This window comes from Microbacterium sp. NPDC080220 (assembly GCF_040686395.1).
GTDB classification, from domain to species: Bacteria; Actinomycetota; Actinomycetes; order Actinomycetales; family Microbacteriaceae; genus Microbacterium; species Microbacterium gawkjiense.
In genome coordinates, this window is the sequence record NZ_JBFBOP010000004.1 from 239,813 (window position 1) to 266,001 (window position 26,189).

The window sequence follows — 26,189 nt, forward strand, 5'->3', positions numbered from 1 at the left end:
CCGGGGGTATCATGAGGACATGCGGACCATCATCATCGGAGGTGTCGCGGCAGGGATGTCGGCGGCCACCCGCCTGCGCCGTCTCGACGAACAGCGGGAGATCGTCGTCTTCGAGCGCGGCGCGCACGTCTCCTTCGCGAACTGCGGACTCCCCTATTACGTCGGCGGCGTGATCGCCGACCGGTCGTCGTTGCTGCTGCAAACCCCCGCATCGCTCGCCGCGCGCTTCGCGCTGCGCGTGCACGTGCGGCACGAGGTGACGGCGATCGACGCCGCGTCCAAGGTCGTCACGGTGCGCGACCTCGATGCCGGCACCGAACGGGACGAGCCGTTCGACGACCTCGTGCTCGCCATGGGAGCGGCGGCGACCAGCGGCATCCCGGGCGAGGGCGTTCCGGTCGCGACCCTGCGCAGCGTCGACGACGTCGATGCGATCACCGAGGTCCTCGCGGGGCTGCGGACGCCGCGGACGGTCGTGGCCGGTGGCGGGTTCATCGGCGTGGAAGCCGTCGAGAACCTCGCGCACCGCGGCGCACAGGTCACCCTCGTGCAGCGCGGGGCGCAGGTCCTGAGCGCCCTCGACCCCGAGATGGCCTCGCCCGTCCACCGTGCACTGTCGACCGCCGGAGTGGACGTCCGCACCCGGACCACGATCGAGCGCCTCGAGGCGGGCGCCGTCGTCCTGTCCGACGGCAGCCGCGTGCCCGCCGATCTCGTCGTCGACGCGCGCGGCGTGCGTCCCGACGTCCGGATCGCCGAGGCCGCGGGCATCGCACTCGGCCCGACCGGCGGCATCGCCGTCGACGACCGGCACCGCACGAACATCCCGGGCGTGTGGGCCGTGGGCGATGCGGTCGAGAAGACCGACCACCTCGACAGCGCCGCGACCCTCGTCACCATGGCGGGCCTCGCCAACCGGCACGGCCGAGCGGCGGCCGACGACATCGCCGGCGTCGCCACCGCACCCGCGACCCCCGCGCTCGGGACGACGATCGTCGGCATCCTCGGCCTCACGGTCGGGCTCGTCGGCTGGAGCGAGCGCCGGCTCGTCGCGGCGGGCCGGGCGCACCGCGTCGTGCACACCCACCCCTTCTCGCACGCGACGTACTACCCGGGCGCCGAACAGATGGCCATGAAGCTGCTCGTCGACCCCGAGACCGACCTGATCCTGGGGGCGCAGATCGTCGGCGGAGCCGGCGTCGACAAGCGGCTCGACGTCCTCGCCGTCGCCATGACGGCCGGGCTCACGGCATCCGCTCTGTCCCAGCTCGAACTCGCGTACGCACCGCAGTACGGATCGGCGAAGGACGCGATCAACATGGCGGGGTACGTCGCCGAGAACCTCGCGACGGGAGCCGACCGCACGATCCAGTGGCACGAAGTGGATGCCGCCCGCGCGGCCGGCGCCGTCGTGGTCGACGTCCGCACAGCCGAGGAGAACGGGGCCGGAGCGATCCCCGGCGCCGTCCTCCTGCCGCTCGACGAGATCCGCGAGCGTCATGCGGAGCTGCCCGACGCGCCCCTCATCGTGCACTGCAAGGTGGGGCAGCGTGGGCACACCGCGAGCCGCCTGCTGCAGCAGCTGGGGCACGATGTCCGCAACCTCGACGGCGGCTGGCTCACGTGGACCGACGGCGTCGAGGCCGCGGCGCGCGAGGAGGTCTGACGGTGTCGACGGCGCTCCGGGACGACGAGGCCGTTCGCCGCATCGCGAACCGCCTGAAGCGCGCGCAGGGCCAGCTCGCCGCCGTGATCGCCGCCGTCGAGGAGGGCGGCGACTGCCGCGCGGTGGTCACGCAGCTCTCCGCAGTGTCGAGCGCGATCGATCGGGCCGGGTTCGCGGTGATCGCCGCCGCGATGCAGCAGTGCCTCGGCGAGGACGACGCCGAGCTGCAGATGGCGGACCTCGAGAAGCTCTTCCTCTCGCTGAGCTGATCGGCGCGTCATCAAGGGACGGGCACCGGCATCCGCTCTGGTCACGCGGGTGACGGCGGTCTACGGTGAGCGGATGACCGGACTCACCCCGTATCTGATGTTCCCCGGCACGGCGCGCGACGCACTGACCTTCTATCAGGGGGTGTTCGGCGGCGACCTCGTGCTGAACACGTTCGCCGAGTTCGAGCGCGTCGACGGCCCCGGCGATTTCACCGCCCACGGGATGCTGACCGGCCCGGTCGCGCTCTTCGCCTCGGACGGCGGGCCCGGGGACGAGGCGCTGCAGCTGCGCGGAGTGATGTTCGCCCTGCTGGGGGCTGCGGAGCCGGCCGTCCTCGAGACGTGGTTCGCCCGGCTAGCCGACGGAGGCCGGATCGTCGACGATCTGCAGCTGCGCGCCTGGGGCGACCACGACGGAACGGTCACCGACCGCTTCGGGGTCACCTGGCTCATCGGCTACCAGGGCTGATCCGGACTCAGGCCCGCTGGCGGCGCCCGCGGATGAGCGCAGAGCCCACGGCGACGGCGGTCCCCGCGACGATCCCCACGACGGTCTCCCACAGCCGGTCCGTCAGCAGAACGCCGACCGTCGTGGGCGCGGCGAGCTGGACCATGAGGAGGGCGAGCGGCGTGATGAAGACCATCGCGATCGCGTAGTTGCGCCCGACGAAGAGCTCGGCGCCCGCCTGCAAGGCGACGGCGATGAGGATGACGGCGAGCGGTGGCATCCCCAGGGCGAGGATGCCCGCCGCGACGAGCACGCCGAGCAGGGTGCCGATGAGCCGCTGCAGCCCGCGGATGACGCGGGCCTTCACGTGCGGGCCGCTCACCGCGGCGACCGCGCCCACCATCGCCCAGTACCAGTGGGCGTGGAAGAGGAGCAGCCCGGCTGCGCCGGCGAGCACCGTCGCGACCGCGACCGTGAGGGCCATCTCCGCGGCGACGGCGCCCACCGGCATCCGGTTCTTCGTCCGCGTAAGACGGGGGATCCGGCGGCCGGTCACGGTCTCGGAGACGAGGGTCACCGTGAGGGAGAAGACGACGGCGGCCAGACCCACGACGAGGACGTGGCCGAAACGCGCGCCTTCTGCAGGGATGGATGCCGTGGCCCCGGCCGCGAACACGATGAACAGCGCGCCGGGCGGGTGCCACTGCGTCGCGTATGCGAGCAGGGTCGCCATGGAGGCGACCACAGCCACGACCACGATCGCGAACGGAGCCGGCACGTCGGCGACCGAGAGCGCGGTGCCGATGAGCATCGCGGCGACCACGACCGCCCCGGCGGCCACCTGCATCCGGACGCGGTCGCCGATGCGATCGGTGCGGCCGTAGAGCGAGGCGAAGGCTCCGAAGCTCGCGTAGATGCTGAGGTCCAGCCGACCGATCGACCACAGCACGATCAGCGGGACGCCGACGCTGATCGCGGCCCGGATAGCGACGGTGTGGTCGCGATCGTAGGGTGCGACACGGATGACGCCGGTCCAGATCCTGCCGCGCGACGTGCTCACCGTACGAGCCTAGGAGCCCGGCTGCATCGCCCGGAAACGACGAAGCCGGTCGGGGTTCTCACCACCGACCGGCTTCGTTTCGCAGTGTCTGTGCGCGAGGGGGGAGTTGAACCCCCACGCCCTTTCGGGCACTGGCACCTGAAGCCAGCGCGTCTGCCTATTCCGCCACTCGCGCGAACCCGTGTCGCCACGGGATCAACTTTCCGAGGATATCATGGCGCGGGCCCGCCGGAGAAACGGCCGCAGCTGTGTTCCCCAGACCCTGCCAGGGTCGACAACTAGCATGTGAGCACCGGTCCAGACTGCCTGAGGAGCCCCGTGGGACTACTTGACAGCTTCGAGAAGGGAATCGAGCGCGCCGTGAACGGCGCGTTCGCGAAGACCTTCCGCAGCGGTGTGCAGCCTGTAGAGATCGCCTCCGCACTGCGTGCCGAACTCGATGCGAAGGCCGCCGTCGTCTCGCGCGACCGCATCCTCGTGCCGAACACGCTCGTCGTCCGGCTCGCCCCCGCCGACCACGAACGCATGGGCGCCCTCGGCCGCACACTGCACGACGAACTCGTCCAGCTGGTCGAGGGCCACGCCAAGGCGCAGAAGTACAGCTTCGCAGGCCCCGTCTCGCTCGCGATCAACCCCGACGAGTCCCTGACGACCGGCACCGTCCGCGTCGACTCGCGCTCCGCCTCAGCCGAGGAGGTCTCGTGGCACGGCGTCATCGAGATCGACGGCACGCAGCACCGCCTCACCGGCAGCCGCACCGTGATCGGCCGAGGGACGGATGCCGACATCACGATCCCCGACGCCGGCACCAGCCGTCGCCACGTCGAGATCCTGTGGGACGGTCGCCGTGCGATGGTCCGCGACCTCGGCTCGACCAACGGCACCCAGCTGAACGGGCAGAAGGTCTCGGAGGCCGCCCTCGAGCCGGACTCCGTCGTCACGATCGGTCGCACGCGCATCACGTTCCGCGTCGTCGCGCAGGCGGCATCCCGCATCCCCCCGCGGCCGCAGGATCCCGCGACCCGCTTGTTCGACCTCGGAGGCCAGACATGAGCGAACTGACACTCCTGCTGCTGCAGATCGGATTCCTGATCCTGCTGTGGTTCTTCGTCTTCGCAGTGGTCTACTCGCTGCGCGCCGACCTGTTCGGCGTCAAGGTGCGCAAGATGCCCGAGCCGGCACCGGCCGCCGCGGGCCCCGTCGCGACCGCCCCGGCCAACGCCGAGACCTCCATCGTCTCGCCGGTCATGACGCGCCCGGCGGCACCCTCGGGTCCCCAGAAGGCGACGGTCAACACCGTGTCCCGCATCGTCATCACGAGCGGACCGAAGGCCGGACTCGAACTGCCCCTCGGTGACGAGCCCCTCACGATCGGCCGCTCCAGCGAGTCGGGCCTCGTCATCCGCGACGACTACACCTCGAGCCATCACGCCCGCCTCGTCCTCTGGGGTGAGCAGTGGATGGTGCAGGACCTGGACTCGACGAACGGCACCTGGCACGACGGCGAGCGCGTGGCATCCCCCGTCCCCGTCATCGTCGGCGCTCCGATCAAGGTCGGCGCCACGACGTTCGAGCTGCGGAAGTAACGGCCCGCACCGATGGTCTTCGAGGGCTCGAGCGCCGCCATCTCGCATACCGGGAAGGTCCGCTCCAACAACCAGGACTCGGGCTTCTCGGGCTCGAACCTGTTCGTCGTCGCCGACGGCATGGGCGGACACGCCGGCGGCGACATCGCCTCGAGCATCGCCGTCCACCACCTCGAGGGCCTCGACCACGCATTCCCGACGCCGGCCGAAGCCGAGCGCGAACTCCGTGACGCGATCGTCGACGCCGCCCACGTCCTCGTCGACACGGTCACCGAGCGCCCCGAGCTGGCCGGGATGGGCACGACGGTCAGCGCCGTGCTCATGGTCGACGACTACGCCGTCATCGCCCACATCGGCGACTCCCGCGTCTACCTCTTCCGCGACGGCGTGCTGACGCAGATCACGACCGACCACACCTTCGTCCAGCGCCTCGTCGACTCCGGGCGGATCACTCCCGAAGAGGCGCGCTACCACCCGCGCCGGTCCGTCCTCATGCGCGTGCTCGGCGACATGGGCACCGATCCCGAGGTCGACGCGTTCATCATGCAGACCCAGCCGGGCGATCGGTGGCTCATCTGCTCCGACGGACTGTGCGGCGTCGTCGACGACGCGCAGACCGCGAAGGTCCTGCGCCAGGACCTCGCCCCGGGTCGGACCGCCGACATGCTCCTGAAGCTGGCGCTGGATGCCGGTGCCCCCGACAACGTCACGATCGTCCTCGTCGACGTGGGCGGGCGGCATCCGATGTTCAGCGGCACCGCGACCATCGTCGGGTCCGCGGCCACCCCGAAGGGCATCGAGGTCCCCGTCGCGCGCCCCGCCCGGACGGGCTGGTTCCAGACCGGACGCCAGGCGGCGAACGAGCCCAGCCACTTCGAGCCCGCGGCCGAGTACCTCGAGGAGCTCATCGAAGAGGACCGGCGCCGCGCGCGCCGGCGCCGCGTCTGGTGGTTCGTCGGCTTCATCGCGATCGTCGCGGTGCTCGCCGCGGGGGTCTTCGCCGGGTACGCCTGGACCCAGACGCGCTACTTCGTCGGCCCCGACGACGACAGCGTCGTGATCTACCGCGGCATCCAGCAGGACATCGGTCCGATCTCGCTGTCGACGCCGTACGAGGACACCGACATCCTCCTCGCGGACCTGCCCGCCTATCAGCGGCTGTCCGTGGAGCAGACCATCTCCGCCCGATCCCTCGCCGACGCCGAGGCGATCGTCGACAACCTCCGCCAGGGGACCCCATGACAGCCGCGGTAGAAACCGACACGACGGTCATCAAGGCACTCCGGAAGCTCCGGATGCCGGCGACCCAGCGCAACCGCGAGTTCGGCCTGCTCGTGTTCGCCATCATCGTCTCGACGGTCGCCGTGCTGCTCGTCCAGCTGGGCACCCGCGACGAGATCGACCCGACGTTCCTCTCGTACTGCGGATGGCTGGCGGGGCTGTCGCTCGCGCTGCACATCGTGACGCGCATCTGCGCCCGCGACGCCGACCCGTTCGTCCTGCCGATCGCGACGCTCCTCACGGGCATCGGCGTCGCGATGATCTACCGCCTCGACATCGCCGAGGACCGCGTCGGCTGGTCCTCGCTCGGGTTCCGCCAGCTCGTCTGGGCGGCGATCGCGATCGCCGGCGCCATCCTCATCGTCATCTTCCTCCGGAACTACCGGGTGCTCTTCCGGTACACGTACGTCTTCGGCCTCAGCGGCATCCTGCTGCTGCTGCTCCCCTTCGTCCCGGGACTCGGCATCGAGGCGGGCGCCGACGTCTGGGTGTCGGTCGCCGGTGTCTTCTCGTTCCAGCCCGGTGAGCTCGCGAAGATCTGCCTCGCGATCTTCTTTGCCGGCTACCTCGTCCGCACCCGTGAGGCCCTCACCTCGGTCGGCACGCGCTTCCTCGGGATCACCTGGCCGCACGCCCGCCAGCTCGGGCCGCTGCTGATCGTGTGGGGTGTCTCGCTCGGGATCATCGTCCTTCAGCGCGACCTGGGTACCGGCATCCTCATCTTCGGCATGTTCATCGCGATGCTCTACGTCGCGACGGGCAAGGCGAGCTGGGCGATCCTCGGCGTCCTCCTGGCCGTCGCGGGCGCCCTGGCCGCCGCGCAGGTCCTGCCCTACGTCGCCTCCCGGTTCTCGAACTGGCTCGACGCCTTCAACCCGGACTACATCAACGGCAGCAGCTTCCAGCTCGTCTCGGGCATCTTCGGCCTCGCCCACGGCGGACTCATCGGCACCGGCTGGGGCATGGGCCGACCCGACCTGACGCCGCTCGCCCACAACGACTACATCCTCCCGAGCCTCGGTGAGGAACTCGGCCTGGTCGGCGTCTTCGCGATCCTGGCCCTTTACATGGTCTTCGTCAGTCGCGGCATCCGGATCGGCATCGCGGGTCAGGACGACTTCGGAAAGCTGCTCGCGACGGGGCTGTCGTTCACCCTCGCGCTGCAGGTGTTCATCATGGTCGGCGGCGTCACCCGTCTCATCCCGCTGACGGGTCTGACGATGCCGTTCCTCGCGGCCGGCGGTTCCTCCCTCATCGCGAACTTCCTCATCATCGCGATCCTGTTGAGGATCTCGGATGCCGTCCGCTCCAGGCCCCGGGTGGTGATCGGATGACCAAGCAACTCCGTCGACTGAGCGTCGTCGTGCTCCTCATGTTCCTCAGCCTGTTCGCGGCGACGAGCGTGATCCAGGTGGCCCTCGCCGGTCAGCTGAACGAGAACCCCGACAACCGGCGCACGCTGTACGACTCGTACGCGGTGCAGCGCGGCACGATCTTCGCCGGCAGTACGGCGATCGCGTCGTCCGAGCCGAGCGACGACGTCTACAGCTGGATCCGCACATACCCGGATGCCGAGATGTGGGCGCCCGTGACCGGGTTCATCAACCCCGTCTTGCGCTCCTCGACCGGGCTCGAGTACGCGATGAACGCGGCCCTCGCCGGCACCGGCAGCCAGCAGTTCCTGACCCGTCTCGACCAGATCGTGAGCGGCCAGCCGCCGCGCGGGTCGAACGTGCTCCTCTCGCTCGACCCCGCGGTGCAGAAGGTGGCGTACGACGCGCTGGACGGACTCGAGGGCGCGGTCGTCGCGATGGAGCCCGACACGGGCCGCATCCTCGCGATGGCCACCAGCCCCAGCTTCGACACCAACAAGCTCGCCTCGCACAACAGCTCGGCGGTCAACGCCGCCGATCAGGAGCTGCAGGCGGATCCGCTGCGACCGCTCACCAACCGGGTGACCCGCGAGACGGAGCCCCCCGGATCGACCTTCAAGCTCGTCGTCGCGTCGGCCGCCCTCGCCTCGGGGAAGTACACCCCCGACTCCGAGTTCGACAACCCGGCGACCTTCACGCTCCCGGGAACCAACAACGTCCTACACAACTTCGACCGCGGCACGTGCGGACCGGGGGAGAAGACGACGCTCGAGACCGCGCTGCGGCTCAGCTGCAACATCCCCATGGCCGAGCTCGCGCTCGAGCTCGGCACCGACGCCATCCGCGAGCAGGCGCAGAAGTTCGGCTTCAACTCGGCCTTCGAGATCCCCCTCGACGTCGCCGCGTCGAGCTACCCCGAGGGCTTCGACGAGCCGCAGACCGCGCTCAGCGGCATCGGTCAGACCGACGTGCGCGCCACCCCGCTGCAGATGGCGATGGTCGCCGCCGGCATCGCGAACGACGGCGTCGTCATGAACCCGCGGATGGTCGACCGCGTCGTCGCGGCCGATCTGACGGTGCAGGACGAGCCCGCGAACACGCAGTTCGGCGAAGCGCTGACCCCCGAGGTGGCCGAGACGATGACGACCCTGATGATCGGCAATGTCCAAAACGGTGCGGCGTCGGGTGCGAGAATAGACGGCGTCGACGTCGCCGGGAAGACCGGAACGGCGGAGCACAATCCGGGGGACCCGTACACGCTCTGGTTCACCGGTTTCGCGCCCGCAGAGGACCCGGAAGTGGTCGTCACGGTGATGGTGGAGAACGGTGGTGGGCTCGGCCAGAACGGCACGAGCAACGGGATCGCGGCCCCGATCGCGAAGAAAGTGATTGAGGCGGTGCTGAGCGAATGAGACCGACGCAGGGTGTGAGCTTCGGCGGACGGTACGAACTGGACTCGCGGATCGCGATCGGCGGCATGGGCGAGGTCTGGGAGGCCACCGACCACGTCATCGGCCGCACGGTCGCCATCAAGATCCTCAAAGACGAGTACATGGGCGACCCGGGCTTCCTCGAGCGCTTCCGCGCCGAGGCCCGTCACGCCGCGCTCGTGAACCACGAGGGCATCGCCAGCGTCTTCGACTACGGCGAGGAGAACGGCTCCGCCTTCCTCGTCATGGAGCTCGTCCCCGGCGAGGCGCTGTCGACGATCCTCGAGCGCGAGGGCGCCCTCTCGACCGACAAGACGCTCGACATCGTGGCGCAGACCGCGTCGGCGCTGCAAGCGGCCCACGCCGCGGGGCTCGTCCACCGCGACATCAAGCCTGGCAACCTGCTGATCACCCCCGACGGCCGCGTCAAGATTACCGACTTCGGCATCGCCCGCATCGCCGACCAGGTGCCGCTGACCGCGACCGGCCAGGTCATGGGAACCGTCCAGTACCTCTCGCCCGAGCAGGCGTCGGGGCACGCGGCATCCCCCTCCACCGACATCTACTCGCTCGGCATCGTCGCCTACGAGCTGCTCGCGGGTCGTCGTCCGTTCACGGGTGAGTCGCAGGTGGCCATCGCGATGGCGCAGATCAACGACACCCCGCCGCCGCTGCCCGACACGGTCGCCGAGCCCGTGCAGCGCTTCGTGATGAGCATGATCGCGAAGAAGCCCGAGGACCGTCCCGCCTCGACCTCCGCCGTCGCGCGTGCCGCCGGCGCGCTGCGTCGTGGGGACGTCGCCGGTGCCGCGGCCATCGTCCCCGCGATCGGCGGCGCCGCCGACGCAGACGCGTTCACCCAGCTGCTGACCCCGACCACGGGATCGGATGCCACGACCCGGCTCCTGCCCGCCGGCGCCGCCGCTGCGGCCGGGGCCGGTGCGGCTGCTGCCGTCGGCACGGGCACGGCCGCGCTGTCGACCGACCAGGCCTCGCCCGCGGGGACGCAGCGCAAGAAGAAGCGCAGCCCGTGGACCTGGCCCCTGGTCGCGCTCATCGTGCTGCTGACGATCGTCCTCGTCGGCTTCTTGATCACGCTGTTCATGCCGCAGGGCAACACCGCGGCTCCGAGCAACACGCCCTCGAACCCCCCGTCGAGCGCGAGCGTTCCGCCCTCCTCACCCGCACCGACCCCCACCGAGACCGAGCCGACGACCGCGAACCCCGCGACCCTGGGGCTCGAGGGGAAGACGTGCGAGGAAGCCACCGCGATCCTCAACGACAACGGTTTCGACAACGTCGTCTGCGAGCGCGGTGCCGAGGCGGACACCGACGCGGAGGCCGGTCAGGTCTACAGCGTCGACCCGACCGGCAACGTGCGCTTCGACCGCGAGATCACGCTGCTGTACTACGCCGACGCCGCGGCGCTCGGAGTGCCCGCTGCCCCCCGCATCGAGGGTGGCAACGGCGACGGCACCGTCACCGCCGGATCGACGGTCCAGGTCATGTGGGACAGCTACACCTGCCCCGCGGGCGCTCCCACGGCGTCGAGCTACACGATGACGCTCTCGGGCGGCATCTTCGAGATCAACGGCGAAACCACGGCCAGCTTCAGCATCGACGATCGGCCCGAGGAGATCGTCGTGGACAGGAACAGCCAGGCCCTCTCGGTGACCTACACCGTCACGTGCACGGGCGAGAGCACCGAGCGCGAGTCGGGGAGCTCCCCCGAGGCGTCCGCGTCGATCGTGCCCGCGCCCGAGGAGACCCCGCCGGCCGACGGCGAGGGCGACGGCTGACCACGACCGCTTTCAGCGGGCTTTCGAGCGGGGTCGGATAGGCTGTCCGGGTTCCATTCCGGGGAGTGATGTGTCCGTTCAGCAACGCGTGCTTTCGGGCCGCTACCGCGTCGATGATCTCATCGGCCGAGGCGGCATGGCTTCGGTGTATCGCGGGCAGGACCTCACCCTCGGGCGCGACGTCGCCATCAAGATCCTCGAGCCCGATCTCGCCGCCGACGGGGCGTTCCGCACCCGGTTCCGCCTCGAGGCGCAGTCCGCGTCGCGCATGTCGCACCCTGCGATCGTCCGTGTCTTCGACGCCGGCGAGGAGACGAGGACGGATGCCGCGGGGCAGCCGCATCCCGAACCGTACATCGTCATGGAGCTCGTCTCGGGGCGCCTGCTGAAGGACATCATCAGCGAGGGTCTCGTCCCGATCGAGGACGCCCTGCGCTACACCGACGGCATCCTCGAAGCCCTCGAGTACTCCCATCGGGCCGGCGTCGTCCACCGCGACATCAAGCCCGGCAACGTGATGGTGACGGATGCCGGTCAGGTGAAGGTCATGGACTTCGGCATCGCGCGTGCCGTGTCGGACTCGTCGTCGACGGTCGCCGAGACCACCGCGATCATCGGAACCGCGTCGTACTTCTCGCCCGAGATGGCCAAGGGCGACCCTGTGGACGCCCGCGCCGACATCTACTCGGCCGGCATCGTCCTCTACGAACTGCTGACGGGGCAGCCGCCGTTCCGCGGCGAGAACCCGATCGCGGTCGCCTATCAGCACGTGTCCGAGGCGCCCGTCCCGCCGTCCGAGGTGGTCGAGACCGTGCCGCGGTCGCTCGACGCCCTCGTGCTGCGCGCGCTCGCGAAGGACCCGTTCCAGCGGCCGCAGACCGCCGTCGCCTTCCGCGACGCCCTCGCCGCCGCGACCGGCCGCAAGGCGCCGAGCAAGCGACGCGTCGAGCACCTCAGCAACGAGCTGTACGGACCCGACCCGAAGCAGGCGGCCGAGACGGCGCGGTCGCTGCGCCAACTGACGAGCGACGACACGATGCGCCGCACGCAGGCCGGGCCACCCGTCGCGTGGGTGTGGGCCGGCATCGCGATGCTCGCCGTGCTGCTCGTGTCGGTCTTCATCTGGGTGAACACGATCCGCCCGGAGGAGGGGACCGTCACCCCGAACGCGCTCACCGTCCCCGACGTCGTGACGATGACCTGGGACCGCGCGCAGGAGGTCCTCGGCAAGGACCAGCTCGAGCCGCTGCAGGTCGGCGAGACGAGCGCCGACGTCCCCGAGGGCGCCGTGGTGCGCACCGACCCCGCGGCCGGCACCACCGTCGCACCGGGAGACCAGGTCACCGTGTACGTCTCGGAGGGTGTCGAGATGGCCGCCATCCCCACCCTCGCCAATCTGACGGTCGACGAGGTGACGACCGCCCTCGAGCAGGAGGGCCTCACGCTCGGTTCGATCACGCGACGCAACGACCCCGCCCTGGCGGCCGATGTCGTGATCAGCGGATCCGTGGACGGCGCGCCCGTGACCGCTGGCGAAGAGGTCCCCCTCGACACTGCCGTCGACCTCGTCGTCGCCACCGGCACCGTCACCGTCGAGGACTTCGCGCTGAACTACACGGTCGACAAGGCCGCCGAGATCCTCAGCTCGGACGAGTACGGCCTCGAGCCCGTCGTGCAGGAGGATCCCTCCTGCACGGCCACCGACCCGCGCATGGTGAAGGTGCAGTCGGCGATCGGCGAGGTTCCCGTGGGGTCGGAGATCGTCCTCACGACCTGCAGCGGCTGACCCGGTCGATCACACCACGCTCCGGTGCGGCGAGAGCCCGGCGCCTCGCGCCGCGGCATCCGTCACTCCGATGCCCTCCAGCCACGTGCCCAGCAGCAGGTAACCGCCCTCGGTCAGCACGCTCTCCGGGTGGAACTGCACCCCGACCAGCGGCAGCGAACGGTGCGCGAGCGCCATGACGGTGCCGGACTCCGTCCATGCCGTGACGCGCAGGTCGGCCGGAACGCGGTCGCGCTCGACGGCGAGCGAGTGGTAGCGCGTGGCCGTGAACGGCGACGGCAGTCTCGCGAACACCCCGGTGCCGTCGTGGTGCACGGGCGAGGTGCGTCCGTGCATGAGGTCGGCAGCGTGCGAGACGACCCCGCCGAACGCGACCGCGATCGCCTGATGCCCGAGGCACACGCCGAGCAGGGGGGTGGCCGTGGCGGCGCACCGCCGGACGATCTGAATCGACGCACCCGCATCCTCCGGCGTGCCGGGGCCGGGAGAGATCACGACGCCGTCTGCCGCGTCCACGCGAGAGAACGCATCCGCGGCATCCGATTCGACCATCTCGACGTCGGCACCCAACTCGGCGAGGTACCCGATCAGGGTGTGGACGAAACTGTCGTGGTTGTCGACGACGAGGACACGGATGCCGGTGGTCACCCGCCGCCGCCGACGGTGGACTCCTCGCTCGGCCACAGCGTTTGGAAGACCCATGGAAACGCGTAGTAGAAGAGCAGGTACAGGATGATCGCGGCCAGCACGATCAGGATCAGCACCCGCACCCACCACGGACCGGGCAGCACACGCCAGAGAGCCGCGTACATCAGGCGCCCACCCCGCCGGTCAGCGACGCCGGCGGTCCGTCGGCGGTCGGGGTGAACTCGTCGAACACGGCGTAGGCGATGATGCGCTCCAGGGAGTTCAGTTTCGGCGCGCAGCTGGTGAGCGTCAGGTATCGGCCGTTGGCCTCGACGTCCGGCTGATTGGGGACGGGGAGCAGCACCTGCACCTGCGTCTCCTGCACGTACTCGAGCGAGCGGAACCGGTAGGTGTACCAGCCCGCCTTCGTCTGAATGACGATCGCGTCGCCGATGACCAAGCGGTCGATGGGGTCGAAGGGGGCCCCGGAGGTCCAGCGATGCGCGGCGTACGCGGTGTTCCCGACCGCGCCGGGCATCGCGGTGTCGGGGTAGTGCCCGATCTCCCCGCGATCGAGGATGTCGGGCCGCGTGATGCCGGAGGCGATCTTGAACTGCCAGTTCGCCCCGAACCGCGGCACCTTCATGATCCCGAACACGTCACCGTGCGACTGGTCGCCGAGGACGGGAATCGCCGCCGGGGACCCGGGCTCGGCCGTCGCGTCGGGCGCGGGTGTCTCGGACGGTGCCGGCTCCTCCTGCGCCTCGTTCGCCCATTCGTCGGCGAGCGCCTGCGCCGCCGCGTGCTGCTCGCTCTGCACGATGGCGTCACCGATCCAGGTGTGCCAGGAGACGTAGAGCAGCGTCAGCACGCCGAACGTGAGGAGGATCTCGCCGAGGACGCTCGCAACCGTGGCGCGACGACGAGGACGCGGGCGACGGGAACGTCGGGTGGGGTGCTCCGTGGGCGAGGAGTCGGTCACGATCGGAGTTTAGCCAGCGAAGGCTGAATCCGGGCTGGCAGGTAGACTTCCCCCCATGGCACGTGGAGACAAGGACGACGACCGACTCGTCCAGACCGAGGGCGAAGCCGCCCCCAACCCCGTCTGGTTCAAGCCGATCATGCTCGGGCTGATGCTCATCGGTCTGATCTGGATCATCGTCTTCTACCTGAGCGGCCAGGCCTTCCCGATCCCCGAGATCGGACCGTGGAACCTCGCGATCGGCTTCGGCATCGCGTTCATCGGGTTCCTCATGACAACGCGCTGGCGCTGAGCCTGCGGCATCCCTCTGCCCCGGCGGGAATTACACCGGTGTGATTCATCCCCATCTGTGGATGAACCTGTGGATAACTCAGAGGTAGAGCAGACCCGGCACGGTCACGGCGACGGCGACGAGGCCGAGCCCGACGGCGACGAGCAGCAGCGCCTGCAGGCTTTGACGGTTCTGCGCGCGTGTCCGCGCGAAGACGAAGCCGACCAGCAGGCCGACGAGGCCACCACCGATGTGGGACTGCCACGAGACCCCGGCGCCAACGAACGAGAACACCAGGTTGATCCCGAGCAGGATCGCGATCGGCAGGATGTTCGCACCGACGTGGCGGCCGATGATGAGCATCGCCGTCAGCAGTCCCCACACGGCACCGGACGCGCCGACGACCGCCGAGCCCGGCGCGATGAGCGCCACGAGGACCGACCCGCCGATCGCACTCAGAACATAGAGGGCGAGGAAGCGGGCTTTGCCGAGCAGGGGCTCGAGGCTGCGTCCGAGCGCCCACAGCGCGAGCATGTTGAGGGCGACGTGGAACGGCAGCGGTGTCGAGTGCACGAGGGCCACCGTCACCATCCGCCACGGCTCGAAGGGCGCACCGGTGCCCGGCACGACATACGGCGGGGCGAAGGCGAGTGCACCCGTGACCGCGCCGCCGACGACGGGGATCAGCTGCACCAGGTAGACCGCGACCGTGACGATCATGATGGCGTAGGTGACGATGGGGCGGTCGCTGCGCATCTTGCGTGCGAACCGCCCCGGCATCCGCCTCACCTCGGCCGACCGCGCGCCCTTCTGCTGCTCCGCCAGGCACTCCGGGCAGATGACCCCCACCGGAAGCGGGGTCTGGCACTCGGGGCAGATGGTGCGGAGGCATCGCTGGCAGAGCACGAAGCTCTGACGGTCGGGATGCCGGTAGCAGAAGTTGTCCGGATCGGTCCGGGGGTCGGCCGAGGTCACGAAGGGATCAGGCCTCGGCGATGTCGATCGAGGAGATGACGACGGGCTCGAGCGGACGGTCCTGCGCACCGGTCGGGACGGCGCTGATGGCGTCGACCACCTTGCGGGAGGCGTCATCGGCGACCTCGCCGAAGATCGTGTGCTTGCCGTTGAGCCACGGGGTCGGGTCGGTCGTGATGAAGAACTGCGACCCGTTGGTGCCCTCGGCCTTGCCCGTGATGGCGTTGCGGCGCAGGCCCGCGTTCGCCATGGCGAGGAGGTAGGGCTTGCTGAAGGTCAGCTCGGGGCTGATCTCGTCGTCGAAGTTGTAGCCCGGTCCGCCGACGCCCTGACCGAGCGGGTCGCCGCCCTGGATCATGAAGCCCGGGATGATGCGGTGGAAGATGACGTCGGTGTAGAGGGGACCCTCGCCCGGCTTGCCGGTGGCGGGGTGCGTCCACGCCTGGGATCCGTCGGCGAGGCCGATGAAGTTCTTGACGGTGCGCGGCGCCTGGTCGCCGAACAGGTTGACGACGATGTCGCCGTGGGTGGTGTGCAGGGTTGCGACAGCGGAGTGAATCGGCATACCCATCATCCTCTCACTTGCAACCCCCCTCACAGCCTGAATGCGTCTGGCAGTATGGACCCACTACGTCCCCGGATGAACCCCGAAAAGGGAGGGCCCCGTGAGCCTCAACCGCAAGACCAAGAAGGAACTCCGCAAGCTGCAGAAGCAGGCTGCGAACCTCTGGGAGTCCCAGCAGGTGCTGGTCGGCCAGGCCGGTGAGGTCGCCCGCGAGGCGGGTCGCCAGCTCGGCAAGTACAACCACGACCACGTGGTGCCCGCCGCCAAGCACTCCTACGAGCGGTACGCCGCTCCCTACGTCGACCGCGGTGTCGAGACCGGACGCAAGGTGCTCAACGGCGCCCTCGTCCCCGCCGCGGGAGCCGTCGTCGGTACCGCCCTGTCGGTGTGGGACGTCGCCAACGACAAGCGTCTCCGTCTGGCGAAGGGCAAGGGGCTCGGCGGCTTCGACGCCGACGACTTCCGCAAGAAGGCGAAGAAGGCCGGCAAGAAGGCGACGAAGAAGCTCAGCGTCCCCGAGAAGAAGAGCGGCCCGAGCGCCGGCGGCGTCCTCGCCCTCATCCTCGGCATCGCCGCGGCCGCCGGTGTGCTCTACGCCGCGTGGCAGACGCTGCGTGCCGACGACGAGCTGTGGGTGGCGGACGACCCGCTGCGTGCACCGGATGCCTGAATCCACGCCCGTACCGTCGGAGCGCGTCGCTGAAGCGGCGCGCTCCCGGTCTTTGTCGGTGGAGTTCGTCGCCCGGCCGGCCGCGGGGAGTCTCGAGGAAGCCGCACGGCTGCTGGGTCTCGCGGCATCCGACATCGTGAAGACCCTCGTCGTCAAGCGCAGCGACGACACCTACCTGTTCGCCCTCATCCCGGGCCATCGCGCCATCTCGTGGCCGAAGCTGCGGGCCGTGGTCGGTGTGAACAAACTGCGGCTGCCCGAACCGGAGCTCGCGCTCGCGGCGACGGGGTTCGAGCGCGGCACGATCACACCGATCGGCAGCACGACGGACTGGCCCGTCTACGCGGACGAGACCATCACGGGTCGACGGATCGCGATGGGAGCCGGCGCCCACGGCTTCAGCCTCTTCGTCGACGCCGACGACCTCATCCGTGCTTACGGCGCGACGGTCGCCGACATCTCGCAGGCGATGGGCGAGCGTCAGGCCTGAGGCAGCAGCCCCGCCATCCGCAGGGCGGTGTCCACGAGACCGACCCGGGTCAGCGCCGGGACGTCGCTGAGCGGGAACCACGCCGCCTCGTCGGTCGATCCGTCCTTCTCATTGCGGAGGTCGCCGCCGACGATGTGCGCGCGGTAGAGGATGCGGAGCGCCTGGATGGGCCCGTCGCCGTGCAGCCGGTCCTTGGCGGCGATCACCTGCGAGTCGGTGCCGAGGATGCCGTCGAGTTCCACGTGGAACCCCGTCTCCTCGAAGACCTCGCGCACCGCGGCATCCTTCGGATCCTCACCGGGATCGATGCCCCCGCCGGGCATGGTCCACGCGGGTCTCGTGGGGCTGTTCCAGTGAGCGAGCAGGATGCGGTCCCCGTCGGTGATGACGGCGTACGCGGCGACGCGGATGTCCACGCGTTCACCCTACGCGCCCCCTCGACGCGGGGGGACTGCCTGGGGTGCGAGCTCCCCAACCACGCACCCCAGGCCCTGTCGCGCAGAGCCCCCAGAAACTCCGCGTCCCCCAGCGGAGTTGCTGCTCACGATGGATCCGAGCTTCGGGTGGTCGTCTCCAACGGCGACACCATTCATGGTGTCGGGTGCGGCGCAAGCGAAGCGCAACATCACCTCAAGATCAGCGCAAGATTCCTCACACCTCGGCGTGGTGACGCTGCGCAACCCCCGTCTGAGCCTCGAGTTCGCGCACCAGAGGGATGACCTTCTCGCCGAACTGCTCGAGCTCCTCCTGGAAGTGCAGGAAGCCGAGGAGGAGGAGGTCGACCCCGCGCCGGCGGTACTCGACGATGCGTCGGGCGACCTGCTCGGGTGTGCCGATGAGCTGCGTGCGGAACCCGTCGTTGTACTGGACGAGGTCCGAGGACTGTTCGAACGAATCTCCGCCATGGCCGCAGGGGTGTCAAAGAAGACGACGATCCGTGTCGCGGCGTGACGGGATGTGACGACCGGGGATGCGCGAGACGCCGGACCCCGTGGGGAACCGGCGTTTCTGGAATGTGGAGCCTAGGAGATTCGAACTCCTGACATCCTGCTTGCAAAGCAGGCGCTCTACCAACTGAGCTAAGGCCCCCGGTGCGGTGACGGTGGGGCTACCAGGACTTGAACCTGGGACCTCTTCATTATCAGTGAAGCGCTCTAACCGCCTGAGCTATAGCCCCGTCGTTGCCGGCTCACGCCTGCAACCTCCAAGACTTTACCCGAAGAGGGCGACGTTTGACGAATCCGCGGGGGCGGCGGCCCGCGGCATCCGTTCGATCTGATTCACTGGCCTCATGAGCACGACCATCCCCCGTGAGCCCGGCCACCGCGAACCGCAGGGCGCCGGCCTCGGCCAGCGCTTGAACTGGCTGCGCGCCGGTGTCCTCGGCGCGAACGACGGCATCGTCAGCGTCGCCGCCGTCGCGGTCGGCGTCGCCGGTGCGACGAGCGACCTCGGACCGATCCTCACGGCATCGTCCGCCGCTCTCGTGGGTGGGGCGATCTCGATGGCGCTCGGCGAGTACGTCTCGGTGAGCAGCCAGCGCGACACCGAGCGCGCGCTCATCGAGAAGGAGACGCGGGAGCTCGCCGAGATGCCCGACGAGGAACTCGGCGAGCTCGCCGAACTCTACGAGGCGAAGGGGCTGAGTGCGGAGACCGCGCGGAAGGTCGCCGAGGAGCTGACCGCGCACGACGCCCTGCGCGCGCACCTCGACATCGAGCTCGGCATCGACCCCGACGAGCTGACCAGCCCGTGGCAGGCTGCGGTGTCGTCGGCGATCGCCTTCACGCTCGGCGCGCTGCTGCCGTTCCTGGCGATCCTGCTGCCACCGGCGGAATGGCGGGTGCCGACGACGTTCGTCGCCGTCCTCATCGCGCTGGGTCTGACCGGTACGATCTCGGCGACCCTCGGCGGCGCCGGCAAGCGGCGGGCCGTCGTGCGTCTCGTCGTCGGTGGGGCGCTCGCCCTCGCCGTCACCTGGGCGCTGGGTCTGCTGCTGGGGACATCCGTCGCGTGAGCGGATGCCGCAGCATCCGACTCAGTTCGAGGTGAAGCCGACGAGCAGGCCGCCGGTGACTTTGACCATGAGGTTGTAGATTCCCGCGAGGACCGCACCCAGCACGGTCACGACGATGAGGTTCAGGATCGCGACGACCGCGGCGAACGCCATCACCTGGGGCAGGTTGAGGATCGAGGCGAGCGTGAAGGTGTTCTCGCCGTTGACCGCACCCAGCAGGGCGTCGACCTGGCCGACGAGACCGGTCGAGCTGATCACGAGGTAGACGAGCAGCGTCGAGACGACCGTGACGATCGCGAGGGCGACGGCCGCCAGGAAGGACAGCTTCACGGCCGACCAGAAGTCGACGTAGACGAGACGGAGGCGGACCTGCTTCGCGGTCGTCCGGCTCGAGGACTTCTTGGCCAGCTTGTCGGCTACGGAGCTCATGCGTCACTCTCTTCGGTGGTCTCGGGAGCTGCGGCGGCCTCCTCGGCCCCCGCACTCTCAGCCAGACCCCGCTCGCCGTTGCGGGCGATCGCGAGGATCCGGTCGTCGTCATCGGGGCGAGCGAAGACGACACCCATCGTGTCGCGACCCTTCGCAGGCACCTCAGCAACGGCCGAGCGTACCACCTTGCCGCTGGCAAGAACCACGAGGACCTCGTCGTCCGCGCTGACGATCAGACCGCCCGCGAGCTCGCCGCGGTCGTCGTGCAGCTTGGCGACCTTGATGCCGAGACCACCGCGGCCCTGCACGCGGTACTGGTCTACCGAGGTGCGCTTGGCGTACCCGCCCTGGGTGACGACGAAGACGAATCCCTCGTCTCGGACGACGGATGCCGAGAGCAGGCTGTCGCCGTCGCGGAAGGACATGCCCTTCACACCCTCGGTCGAACGGCCCATCGGACGCAGCGATTCGTCGTTCGCCGTGAAACGCAGCGACATGCCCAGGCGCGAGACGAGCAAGAGGTCGTCGGTCGAGTCGACGAGCATCGCGCTGACGAGCTCGTCGCCGTCCTCCTCGTCCTGACCGCGCAGGCGGATCGCGATGATGCCGCCCTGCCGGTTCGTGTCGTACTCGGTGAGCGCCGTCTTCTTGATCTTGCCGTCGCGCGTCGCGAGGACGAGGTACTCGGCCGCGGCGTAGTCGCGGATGTCGAGGATCTGCGCGACGTCCTCGCCGGGCTGCAGGGCGAGCAGGTTCGCGACGTGCTGACCCTTCGCATCCCGTCCGCCCTCGGGGAGCTCATAGCCCTTCGCGCGGTAGACGCGCCCCTTGGTCGTGAAGAACAGGAGCCAGTGGTGCGTCGTCGAGACGAAGAAGTGCTCGACCACATCGTCGGCGCGCAGCTGCGCACCCTTCACACCCTTGCCGCCGCGGTGCTGCGAGCGGTAGTTGTCGCTGCGTGTGCGCTTGACGTAGCCGTTGCGCGTGACGGTGACGACGATCTCCTCTTCGGGGATCAGGTCCTCCATCGACATGTCGCCGTCGTAGCCGTGCAGGATGTGCGTGCGACGCTCGTCGCCGAACTTCGCGACGATCTCGCCGAGCTCCTCGGCGATGATCCCGCTCTGGCGGTCGCGCGAGACGAGGATGTCGTTCAGGTCCGCGATCTTGAGCTCGAGCTCGGTGGCCTCGTCGACGATCTTCTGGCGCTCGAGGGCGGCCAGGCGGCGCAGCTGCATCGTCAGGATCGCGTCGGCCTGCGCGTCGTCGACGTCGAGGAGCGACTTCAGCCCTTCGCGCGCCTCGTCGACCGTGGGGGAGCGGCGGATGAGGGCGATGACCTCGTCGAGCGCGTCGAGCGCCTTGAGGTAGCCGCGCAGGATGTGCATGCGCTTCTCGGCCTCGCGCAGCCGGTACCGGGTGCGGCGGACGATGACCTCGAACTGGTGCGCGAGCCAGTAGCTGATGAACCCGTCGATCGGCAGCGTGCGCGGCACACCGTCGACGATGGCGAGCATGTTCGCGCCGAAGTTCTCCTGCAGCTGCGTGTGCTTGTACAGGTTGTTGAGGACGACCTTCGCGACGGCATCGCGCTTCAGGACGACGACGAGTCGCTGACCGGTGCGGTCGCTCGTTTCGTCGCGGATGTCGGCGATGCCGCTGAGCTTGCCCTCGCGCACGAGCGAGGTGATCTTGGCGGCGACGTTGTCGGGGTTGACCTGGTACGGGAGTTCGGTGATGACCAGGCAGGTGCGGTTCTGGATCTCCTCGACGTTCACGACGGCGCGCATCGTGATCGAGCCGCGACCCGTGCGGTACGCCTCACGGATGCCCTTCGTGCCGAGGATCTGCGCGCCGGTGGGGAAGTCGGGCCCCGGGATGCGCTCGATCAGCGCATCGAGGAGCTCTTCGCGGGAGGCATCCGGGTTCTGCAGGGCCCACATGACGCCGTCGGCCACCTCGCGGAGGTTGTGCGGCGGGATGTTGGTGGCCATGCCGACGGCGATACCGACCGAGCCGTTGACCAGGAGGTTCGGGAAGCGCGAGGGCAGGACGACGGGCTCGCGGGTGCGGCCGTCGTAGTTGTCCTCGAAGTCGACGGTGTCCTCGTCGATGTCGCGCACCATCTCGAGGGCGAGCTGAGCCATCTTGGTCTCGGTGTACCGGGGGGCCGCGGCGCCCATGTTGCCGGGGGAGCCGAAGTTCCCCTGACCGTCGGCCAGCGGGTAGCGCAACGACCACGGCTGCACGAGACGGACGAGTGCGTCGTAGATCGCGCTGTCACCGTGCGGGTGGTACTGACCCATGACCTCGCCGACGACGCGGGCGCACTTCGAGTAGCTCTTGTCGGGACGGTACCCGCCGTCGTACATGCCGTAGATGACGCGGCGGTGCACGGGCTTGAGGCCGTCTTCGACGCGCGGCAGCGCGCGACCCACGATGACGCTCATCGCGTAGTCGAGGTAGCTCCGCTGCATCTCGACCTGGAGGTCGACCTGGTCGATGTTGCCGTGCTGGTAGCCGGCGTTCGGGTCGGGACGCTCTTCGTCAGCCATGTTCTCTCAGTCTTCGTTCGTCGTCGGAGTGCCGGGGCGGATGCGGTGGACTCAGATGTCCAGGAACCGCACGTCCTTGGCGTTGCGCTGGATGAACCCGCGCCGCGCCTCGACGTCCTCGCCCATCAGCACGGAGAAGATCTCATCGGCCGCGGCCGCGTCGTCGATGGTCACCTGACGCAGCGTGCGCGTCTCGGGGTCCATCGTCGTCTCCCACAGCTCCTTGGCGTTCATCTCGCCGAGACCCTTGTAGCGCTGCACGCCGTTGTCCTTCGGGATGCGGCGCCCCGCCGCGGCCCCTTCGCGCAGCAGCGCGTCGCGCTCGGCATCGCTGTAGACGTACTCGTGCGGCGCGTTGGACCACTTGAGCCGGTACAGCGGCGGCTGCGCGAGGTAGACGTAGCCCGCCTCGACGAGCCCGCGCATGTAGCGGAACAGCAGGGTGAGCAGGAGGGTCGTGATGTGCTGGCCGTCGACGTCGGCATCCGCCATCAGGACGACCTTGTGGTACCGGGCTTTCTCGATGTCGAAGTCCGGCCCGATGCCGGCGCCGAACGCCTGGATCATCGCCTGGATCTCGGCGTTGCCCAGGGCACGGTCGAGCCGCGCCTTCTCGACGTTGAGGATCTTGCCGCGCAGCGACAGGATCGCCTGACGCTCGGGGTCGCGGCCGGACACGGCCGAGCCGCCGGCCGAGTCGCCCTCGACGAGGAAGATCTCGCTGATCGACGGGTCCTTGCTCGTGCAGTCCTTGAGTTTCTCGGGCATGGATGCCGACTCGAAGACGCTCTTGCGACGCGCCGTCTCGCGCGCCTTGCGCGCCGCCATGCGCGCGGTCGCCGCTTCGATGGCCTTCGTGATGATGAGCTTCGCCTGCTGCGGGTTGCGGTCGAGCCAGTCCATGAGCTGGTCGCCGACGACCTTCTGCACGAAGGCCTTCGCCTCGGTGTTGCCGAGCTTGGTCTTCGTCTGGCCCTCGAACTGCGGTTCGGAGAGCTTCACCGAGATGACGGCGGTCAGGCCCTCACGGATGTCCTCGCCGGCGAGGTTCTCGTCCTTGTCCTTGAGGAGGCCCTTCTCCTTGGCGTAGCGGTTGATGTACATCGTCATCGCCGCACGGAAACCCTCTTCGTGCGTGCCGCCCTCGTGCGTGTTGATCGTGTTCGCGAAGGTGAAGACGTTCTCGGTGTAGCCCGAGGTCCACTGCATCGCGAGCTCGAGCGAGATGTGACGGACCGTGTCCTCCGACTCGATCTCGATGATCTCCTCGTTGATGACCTCGGCCTTGCGGACCTTGTTGAGGTACTCGACGTAGTCGACCAGGCCGCGCTCGTACAGGAAGTCGTCGTGGCGCTGCGTGGTCTCGGAACCGCCCTCGGGCAGATCCACGACGTCGAGGGCCTCGGGGCGCTCGTCGGTCAGGGTGATGCGGAGACCCTTGTTGAGGAACGCCGTCTGCTGGAAGCGCGTGCGGAGGGTGTTGTAGTCGAAGTCGGTGGTCTCGAAGATCGCCGCGTCGGGCCAGAACGTGATGGTCGTGCCGGTCTTGTCGCTCTCCTCGCCCTTGGCGAGCGGGCCCTCGGGCTTGCCGCCACCCGAGAACGTCTGACGCCAGATGTGCCCCTGACGCGCGATCTCGACCTCGAACCGGGTCGACAGCGCGTTCACGACGGACGATCCGACACCGTGCAGACCACCCGAGACCGCGTACCCGCCGCCGCCGAACTTGCCGCCCGCGTGGAGGACGGTCAGGACGACCTCGACCGTCGACTTGCGGGGGTCGGAGGAGTGCGGGTCGACCGGGATGCCGCGGCCGTTGTCGACGACGCGCAGGCCGCCGTCGGCCAGGATCGTGACGTGGATCGTGTCGCAGTAACCGGCGAGGGCCTCGTCGACGGAGTTGTCGACGATCTCGTAGACCAGGTGGTGCAGACCGCGCTCACCGGTCGAACCGATGTACATGCCGGGGCGCTTGCGGACGGCCTCGAGGCCCTCGAGGACCTGGATCTCGTCTGCCCCGTACTCCGCGGGGATCCGGGGTGCGGCGGGCGGGTCGAGATCCTCGGGAGTGTTGTCGGGGGTATCTGACGTCATCGGTTTCGCGCGCTCCACATCCATCGTCTGGGCTTGATCCCAGTCTAGTGCCTCACGCTCTCGCTACGCGGCTGAACGCCGCTGTGGCGGCACGAAACCTTTCCGAAGCCTCCGGGACGTCGGTCAGCCGTAGGTATCGCGTGGACCCCGCCCTGGAACGGCTCTGGGGCCCCATTTCCAGGAGGGGACGTCCGGCCCCACGAAACGCACGGACTCGACGCCGGCCTCCGGGAACCGCCGGATGAGCTCGGTGACGATCGTCGCGCGCATGAGGTGGAGGTTCTTCGCCCACGCCGTCGAATCGCACTGGACGGTGAGCACGCCGTCGCTCAGGGCGACCGGATCCGCGTGACGCGCGGTCTCCTCGCCGGCGACCTCGGCCCACTGGAGCACGAGGTCCTCCTTCGCGAGCTGCGCGTCCCATCCCGACTGCCGGGTGAGGTCGGCCAGCAGGTCGCCGACGCTCTTGGGATCGCGACCCGGCGTGAACGGCTGGTTCTCGTCGTCGTCGTTGCGCCGCTTGCGGCGGCGCTTCTTCGCGGCCGACGGCTCGAGTCCGCGCAGCCGAAGGTAGGTCGCGACCGTTTCGGGGATGCCGGTGGTGTCAGACATCGGCATCCGTCACGATCGTGCCCGCCTCGACACGGACGGTCCGGACCCGGAGCGACGCCGGGACGTCGCCCTCGACCGCCGCCGTGACGATGACCTGCTCGAAATCGGCGACGACGCCCGCCAGACGGGCGCGACGATCGGCGTCGAGCTCGGCGAAGACGTCGTCGAGGATGACGATCGGGTCGCCGAGGCGCAACTGGTCGCGCAGCAGCTGCGCCGACGACAACCGCAGCGACAGCGCCGTCGACCAGGACTCGCCGTGCGAGGCGTACCCCTTCACGGGGAGTCCGCGCAGGCGCAGGAGGAGGTCGTCGCGGTGCGGTCCCACGAGGGTCACCCCGCGCTCGAGCTCCTGGGACCGCTTCGCCGCCAGTCCGGCGCGGAAGGATGCCGCGACCGCGTCGGCCCCGACGGCGGAACCCGTCTTCGCGACGGGTGCGGCGTCGTCCTCCGGGTCGGACCCCTCGACCGTGAGCACCCATTCGAGCTGCGGATCGTGGTCGGCGCCGGCGATGGCCTCGTACGCGTCGCGCATCGGCTGTGCGAGATCCTCGGCCAGGCGCAGGCGCGCCAGGATGATCTCGGTGCCGAGCGAGATGAGTTTGTCGTCCCAGACGTCGAGCGTCGTGAGCTGCTCGGCCTTCAGCCCCCGCGCCCGCGCCGACTTCAGCAGCGCCGTGCGCTGCTTGAGCACGCGGTCGTAGTCGCCGAGCACGCCCGACATGCGCGGCGCGCGCTGCACGAGGAGCTGATCGGCGAACCGGCGTCGCGCGGACGGGTCGCCGCGCACGATCTGCAGGTCCTCGGGGGCGAAGAGCACGACCTGCGCGTAGCGCGGAAGCTCCGAGGTGCGCACCGGCGACCCGTTGACGCGCGCCTTGTTCGAGCCGGACCGGTTCAGCTGCGCCTCGAGTTGGATGCGGCGTTCGCCGTACCCGAGCCGGGCGCGCACGAAGGCGGCATCCGCCCCGTACCGGACCATCGGCGCATCCTGCGACACCCGGTGCGAACCCAGAGTCGCGAAATAGCCGATCGCCTCGGCGAGATTGGTCTTGCCCTGGCCGTTGCGGCCGACGAACACGTTCGGACCGGCGGCCAGACTCACGTCGGCCGCCGCGTAGTTGCGGAAGTCGACGAGACTCAGGTGCTCCACGATCACCAGATCACCCTCCCTCGAGGCTCCGACACGCCTCGATGTGGACGG

The 26,189-nt window shown here is 69.4% G+C and carries 26 protein-coding genes, 3 tRNA genes and 1 pseudogene; 14 read left to right on the plus strand and 16 right to left on the minus strand.

All coding sequences use genetic code 11. The features are described from left to right. The first annotated feature begins 19 nt into the window (after positions 1–19). The 3 genes from AB0P29_RS08865 (at position 20) to AB0P29_RS08875 (ending at position 2,404) form a co-directional block, all read left to right on the plus strand. On the plus strand, positions 20–1,666 hold the full coding sequence (locus tag AB0P29_RS08865; protein WP_363379434.1) for an FAD-dependent oxidoreductase: 1,647 nt from the start codon (positions 20–22) through the stop codon (positions 1,664–1,666). Between the two features lie 2 nt (positions 1,667–1,668). Next, positions 1,669–1,935: a metal-sensitive transcriptional regulator gene (locus AB0P29_RS08870; RefSeq protein ID WP_253035715.1), complete on the plus strand. Its 267-nt coding sequence runs from the start codon at positions 1,669–1,671 to the stop codon at positions 1,933–1,935. A gap of 73 nt (positions 1,936–2,008) precedes the next feature. Then, on the plus strand, positions 2,009–2,404 hold the full coding sequence (locus AB0P29_RS08875; protein WP_363379435.1) for a VOC family protein: 396 nt from the start codon (positions 2,009–2,011) through the stop codon (positions 2,402–2,404). Between the two features lie 7 nt (positions 2,405–2,411). Here AB0P29_RS08875 and AB0P29_RS08880 read toward each other — a convergent pair whose 3' ends face one another. Then, the gene (locus AB0P29_RS08880; protein ID WP_363379436.1) at positions 2,412–3,443 is read right to left on the minus strand and encodes an FUSC family protein; all 1,032 of its coding nucleotides are present in this window, start codon (positions 3,441–3,443) and stop codon (positions 2,412–2,414) included. A gap of 91 nt (positions 3,444–3,534) precedes the next feature. After that, a tRNA-Leu gene (locus AB0P29_RS08885) sits at positions 3,535–3,618 on the minus strand. A gap of 143 nt (positions 3,619–3,761) precedes the next feature. Between AB0P29_RS08885 and AB0P29_RS08890 the strand changes: the two genes are divergently transcribed. The 7 genes from AB0P29_RS08890 to pknB all read left to right on the plus strand — a co-directional run bounded on the left by AB0P29_RS08890 (position 3,762) and on the right by pknB (position 12,698). Further along, entirely contained in the window at positions 3,762–4,496 is a 735-nt protein-coding gene (locus AB0P29_RS08890) for a DUF3662 and FHA domain-containing protein (RefSeq protein WP_363379437.1), read from the plus strand. Further along, positions 4,493–5,029 (plus strand): FHA domain-containing protein, encoded by a 537-nt coding sequence (locus tag AB0P29_RS08895; RefSeq protein ID WP_253035718.1) that lies wholly within the window; start codon positions 4,493–4,495, stop codon positions 5,027–5,029. The genes AB0P29_RS08890 and AB0P29_RS08895 overlap by 4 nt, the downstream gene beginning before the upstream one ends. A gap of 12 nt (positions 5,030–5,041) precedes the next feature. After that, the gene (locus AB0P29_RS08900; RefSeq protein ID WP_217528931.1) at positions 5,042–6,271 is read left to right on the plus strand and encodes a PP2C family serine/threonine-protein phosphatase; all 1,230 of its coding nucleotides are present in this window, start codon (positions 5,042–5,044) and stop codon (positions 6,269–6,271) included. Next, the gene (locus AB0P29_RS08905) at positions 6,268–7,644 is read left to right on the plus strand and encodes an FtsW/RodA/SpoVE family cell cycle protein (RefSeq protein ID WP_363379438.1); all 1,377 of its coding nucleotides are present in this window, start codon (positions 6,268–6,270) and stop codon (positions 7,642–7,644) included. Before AB0P29_RS08900 ends, AB0P29_RS08905 begins: the two co-directional genes overlap by 4 nt. Continuing rightward, positions 7,641–9,095, plus strand: a complete 1,455-nt coding sequence (locus tag AB0P29_RS08910; RefSeq protein ID WP_064002824.1) for a penicillin-binding transpeptidase domain-containing protein — start codon at positions 7,641–7,643, stop codon at positions 9,093–9,095. Before AB0P29_RS08905 ends, AB0P29_RS08910 begins: the two co-directional genes overlap by 4 nt. Further along, positions 9,092–10,912 carry a protein kinase gene (locus tag AB0P29_RS08915; protein ID WP_363379439.1) on the plus strand — a complete coding sequence of 607 codons (1,821 nt, stop codon included), beginning with the start codon at positions 9,092–9,094 and terminating at the stop codon, positions 10,910–10,912. The genes AB0P29_RS08910 and AB0P29_RS08915 overlap by 4 nt, the downstream gene beginning before the upstream one ends. 88 nt (positions 10,913–11,000) lie before the next feature. Next, positions 11,001–12,698: a Stk1 family PASTA domain-containing Ser/Thr kinase gene (gene pknB / locus AB0P29_RS08920; RefSeq protein WP_363379440.1), complete on the plus strand. Its 1,698-nt coding sequence runs from the start codon at positions 11,001–11,003 to the stop codon at positions 12,696–12,698. A 9-nt stretch (positions 12,699–12,707) separates the two neighbouring features. Here the strand turns inward: pknB and AB0P29_RS08925 are convergent, their stop codons facing one another. The 3 genes from AB0P29_RS08925 to AB0P29_RS08935 are packed head-to-tail and all read right to left on the minus strand — an operon-like array spanning position 12,708 to position 14,307. Next, positions 12,708–13,346 carry a gamma-glutamyl-gamma-aminobutyrate hydrolase family protein gene (locus tag AB0P29_RS08925; RefSeq protein WP_363379441.1) on the minus strand — a complete coding sequence of 213 codons (639 nt, stop codon included), beginning with the start codon at positions 13,344–13,346 and terminating at the stop codon, positions 12,708–12,710. After that, entirely contained in the window at positions 13,343–13,510 is a 168-nt protein-coding gene (locus AB0P29_RS08930) for a hypothetical protein (RefSeq protein WP_363379442.1), read from the minus strand. Before AB0P29_RS08930 ends, AB0P29_RS08925 begins: the two co-directional genes overlap by 4 nt. Beyond that, complete coding sequence (locus AB0P29_RS08935) at positions 13,510–14,307, minus strand: class E sortase (protein ID WP_253035454.1); 798 nt, start codon at positions 14,305–14,307, stop codon at positions 13,510–13,512. Before AB0P29_RS08935 ends, AB0P29_RS08930 begins: the two co-directional genes overlap by 1 nt. Positions 14,308–14,362: 55 nt before the next feature. Here AB0P29_RS08935 and AB0P29_RS08940 point away from each other — a divergent pair, with 55 nt between their 5' ends. Next, the gene (locus AB0P29_RS08940) at positions 14,363–14,599 is read left to right on the plus strand and encodes a cell division protein CrgA (protein ID WP_253035455.1); all 237 of its coding nucleotides are present in this window, start codon (positions 14,363–14,365) and stop codon (positions 14,597–14,599) included. Positions 14,600–14,677: 78 nt separating this feature from the next. Here AB0P29_RS08940 and AB0P29_RS08945 read toward each other — a convergent pair whose 3' ends face one another. Both AB0P29_RS08945 and AB0P29_RS08950 read right to left on the minus strand, forming a co-directional pair. Beyond that, positions 14,678–15,553, minus strand: a complete 876-nt coding sequence (locus tag AB0P29_RS08945; RefSeq protein ID WP_363379443.1) for a rhomboid family intramembrane serine protease — start codon at positions 15,551–15,553, stop codon at positions 14,678–14,680. A gap of 7 nt (positions 15,554–15,560) precedes the next feature. Beyond that, entirely contained in the window at positions 15,561–16,118 is a 558-nt protein-coding gene (locus AB0P29_RS08950; RefSeq protein WP_311286641.1) for a peptidylprolyl isomerase, read from the minus strand. A gap of 100 nt (positions 16,119–16,218) precedes the next feature. On the opposite strand from AB0P29_RS08950, the gene AB0P29_RS08955 reads away from it, so the two are divergent. Both AB0P29_RS08955 and AB0P29_RS08960 read left to right on the plus strand, forming a co-directional pair. After that, on the plus strand, positions 16,219–16,788 hold the full coding sequence (locus tag AB0P29_RS08955) for a DNA helicase (protein ID WP_253035458.1): 570 nt from the start codon (positions 16,219–16,221) through the stop codon (positions 16,786–16,788). Further along, positions 16,781–17,278: a YbaK/EbsC family protein gene (locus AB0P29_RS08960; protein WP_253035459.1), complete on the plus strand. Its 498-nt coding sequence runs from the start codon at positions 16,781–16,783 to the stop codon at positions 17,276–17,278. Before AB0P29_RS08955 ends, AB0P29_RS08960 begins: the two co-directional genes overlap by 8 nt. On the opposite strand, the gene AB0P29_RS08965 is transcribed toward AB0P29_RS08960, so the two are convergent. The 4 genes and pseudogenes from AB0P29_RS08965 to AB0P29_RS08980 all read right to left on the minus strand — a co-directional run bounded on the left by AB0P29_RS08965 (position 17,269) and on the right by AB0P29_RS08980 (position 18,455). Continuing rightward, positions 17,269–17,694, minus strand: a complete 426-nt coding sequence (locus AB0P29_RS08965) for an NUDIX hydrolase (RefSeq protein ID WP_253035460.1) — start codon at positions 17,692–17,694, stop codon at positions 17,269–17,271. The genes AB0P29_RS08960 and AB0P29_RS08965 overlap by 10 nt on opposite strands. 235 nt (positions 17,695–17,929) lie before the next feature. After that, positions 17,930–18,154, minus strand: a pseudogene (locus tag AB0P29_RS08970) (dimethyl sulfone monooxygenase SfnG); the annotation flags it as partial. A gap of 140 nt (positions 18,155–18,294) precedes the next feature. Next, a tRNA-Ala gene (locus AB0P29_RS08975) sits at positions 18,295–18,367 on the minus strand. A gap of 14 nt (positions 18,368–18,381) precedes the next feature. Continuing rightward, a tRNA-Ile gene (locus tag AB0P29_RS08980) sits at positions 18,382–18,455 on the minus strand. Positions 18,456–18,569: 114 nt separating this feature from the next. Here AB0P29_RS08980 and AB0P29_RS08985 point away from each other — a divergent pair. Beyond that, positions 18,570–19,295, plus strand: coding sequence for a VIT family protein (locus AB0P29_RS08985; RefSeq protein WP_064002813.1), 726 nt, complete (start codon positions 18,570–18,572; stop codon positions 19,293–19,295). 21 nt (positions 19,296–19,316) lie between these two features. On the opposite strand, the gene AB0P29_RS08990 is transcribed toward AB0P29_RS08985, so the two are convergent. The 5 genes from AB0P29_RS08990 to recF all read right to left on the minus strand — a co-directional run bounded on the left by AB0P29_RS08990 (position 19,317) and on the right by recF (position 26,144). Next, complete coding sequence (locus AB0P29_RS08990; protein ID WP_064002812.1) at positions 19,317–19,724, minus strand: DUF3566 domain-containing protein; 408 nt, start codon at positions 19,722–19,724, stop codon at positions 19,317–19,319. Then, positions 19,721–22,279 (minus strand): DNA gyrase subunit A, encoded by a 2,559-nt coding sequence (gyrA, locus tag AB0P29_RS08995; RefSeq protein WP_253035462.1) that lies wholly within the window; start codon positions 22,277–22,279, stop codon positions 19,721–19,723. The genes AB0P29_RS08990 and gyrA overlap by 4 nt, the downstream gene beginning before the upstream one ends. A gap of 51 nt (positions 22,280–22,330) precedes the next feature. Next, positions 22,331–24,373 (minus strand): DNA topoisomerase (ATP-hydrolyzing) subunit B, encoded by a 2,043-nt coding sequence (gyrB, locus tag AB0P29_RS09000; protein ID WP_363379444.1) that lies wholly within the window; start codon positions 24,371–24,373, stop codon positions 22,331–22,333. Positions 24,374–24,496: 123 nt separating this feature from the next. Beyond that, positions 24,497–24,991, minus strand: coding sequence for a DciA family protein (locus AB0P29_RS09005; RefSeq protein WP_363379445.1), 495 nt, complete (start codon positions 24,989–24,991; stop codon positions 24,497–24,499). Then, complete coding sequence (recF, locus tag AB0P29_RS09010) at positions 24,978–26,144, minus strand: DNA replication/repair protein RecF (RefSeq protein WP_363379446.1); 1,167 nt, start codon at positions 26,142–26,144, stop codon at positions 24,978–24,980. Before recF ends, AB0P29_RS09005 begins: the two co-directional genes overlap by 14 nt. Positions 26,145–26,189: the final 45 nt, after the last annotated feature.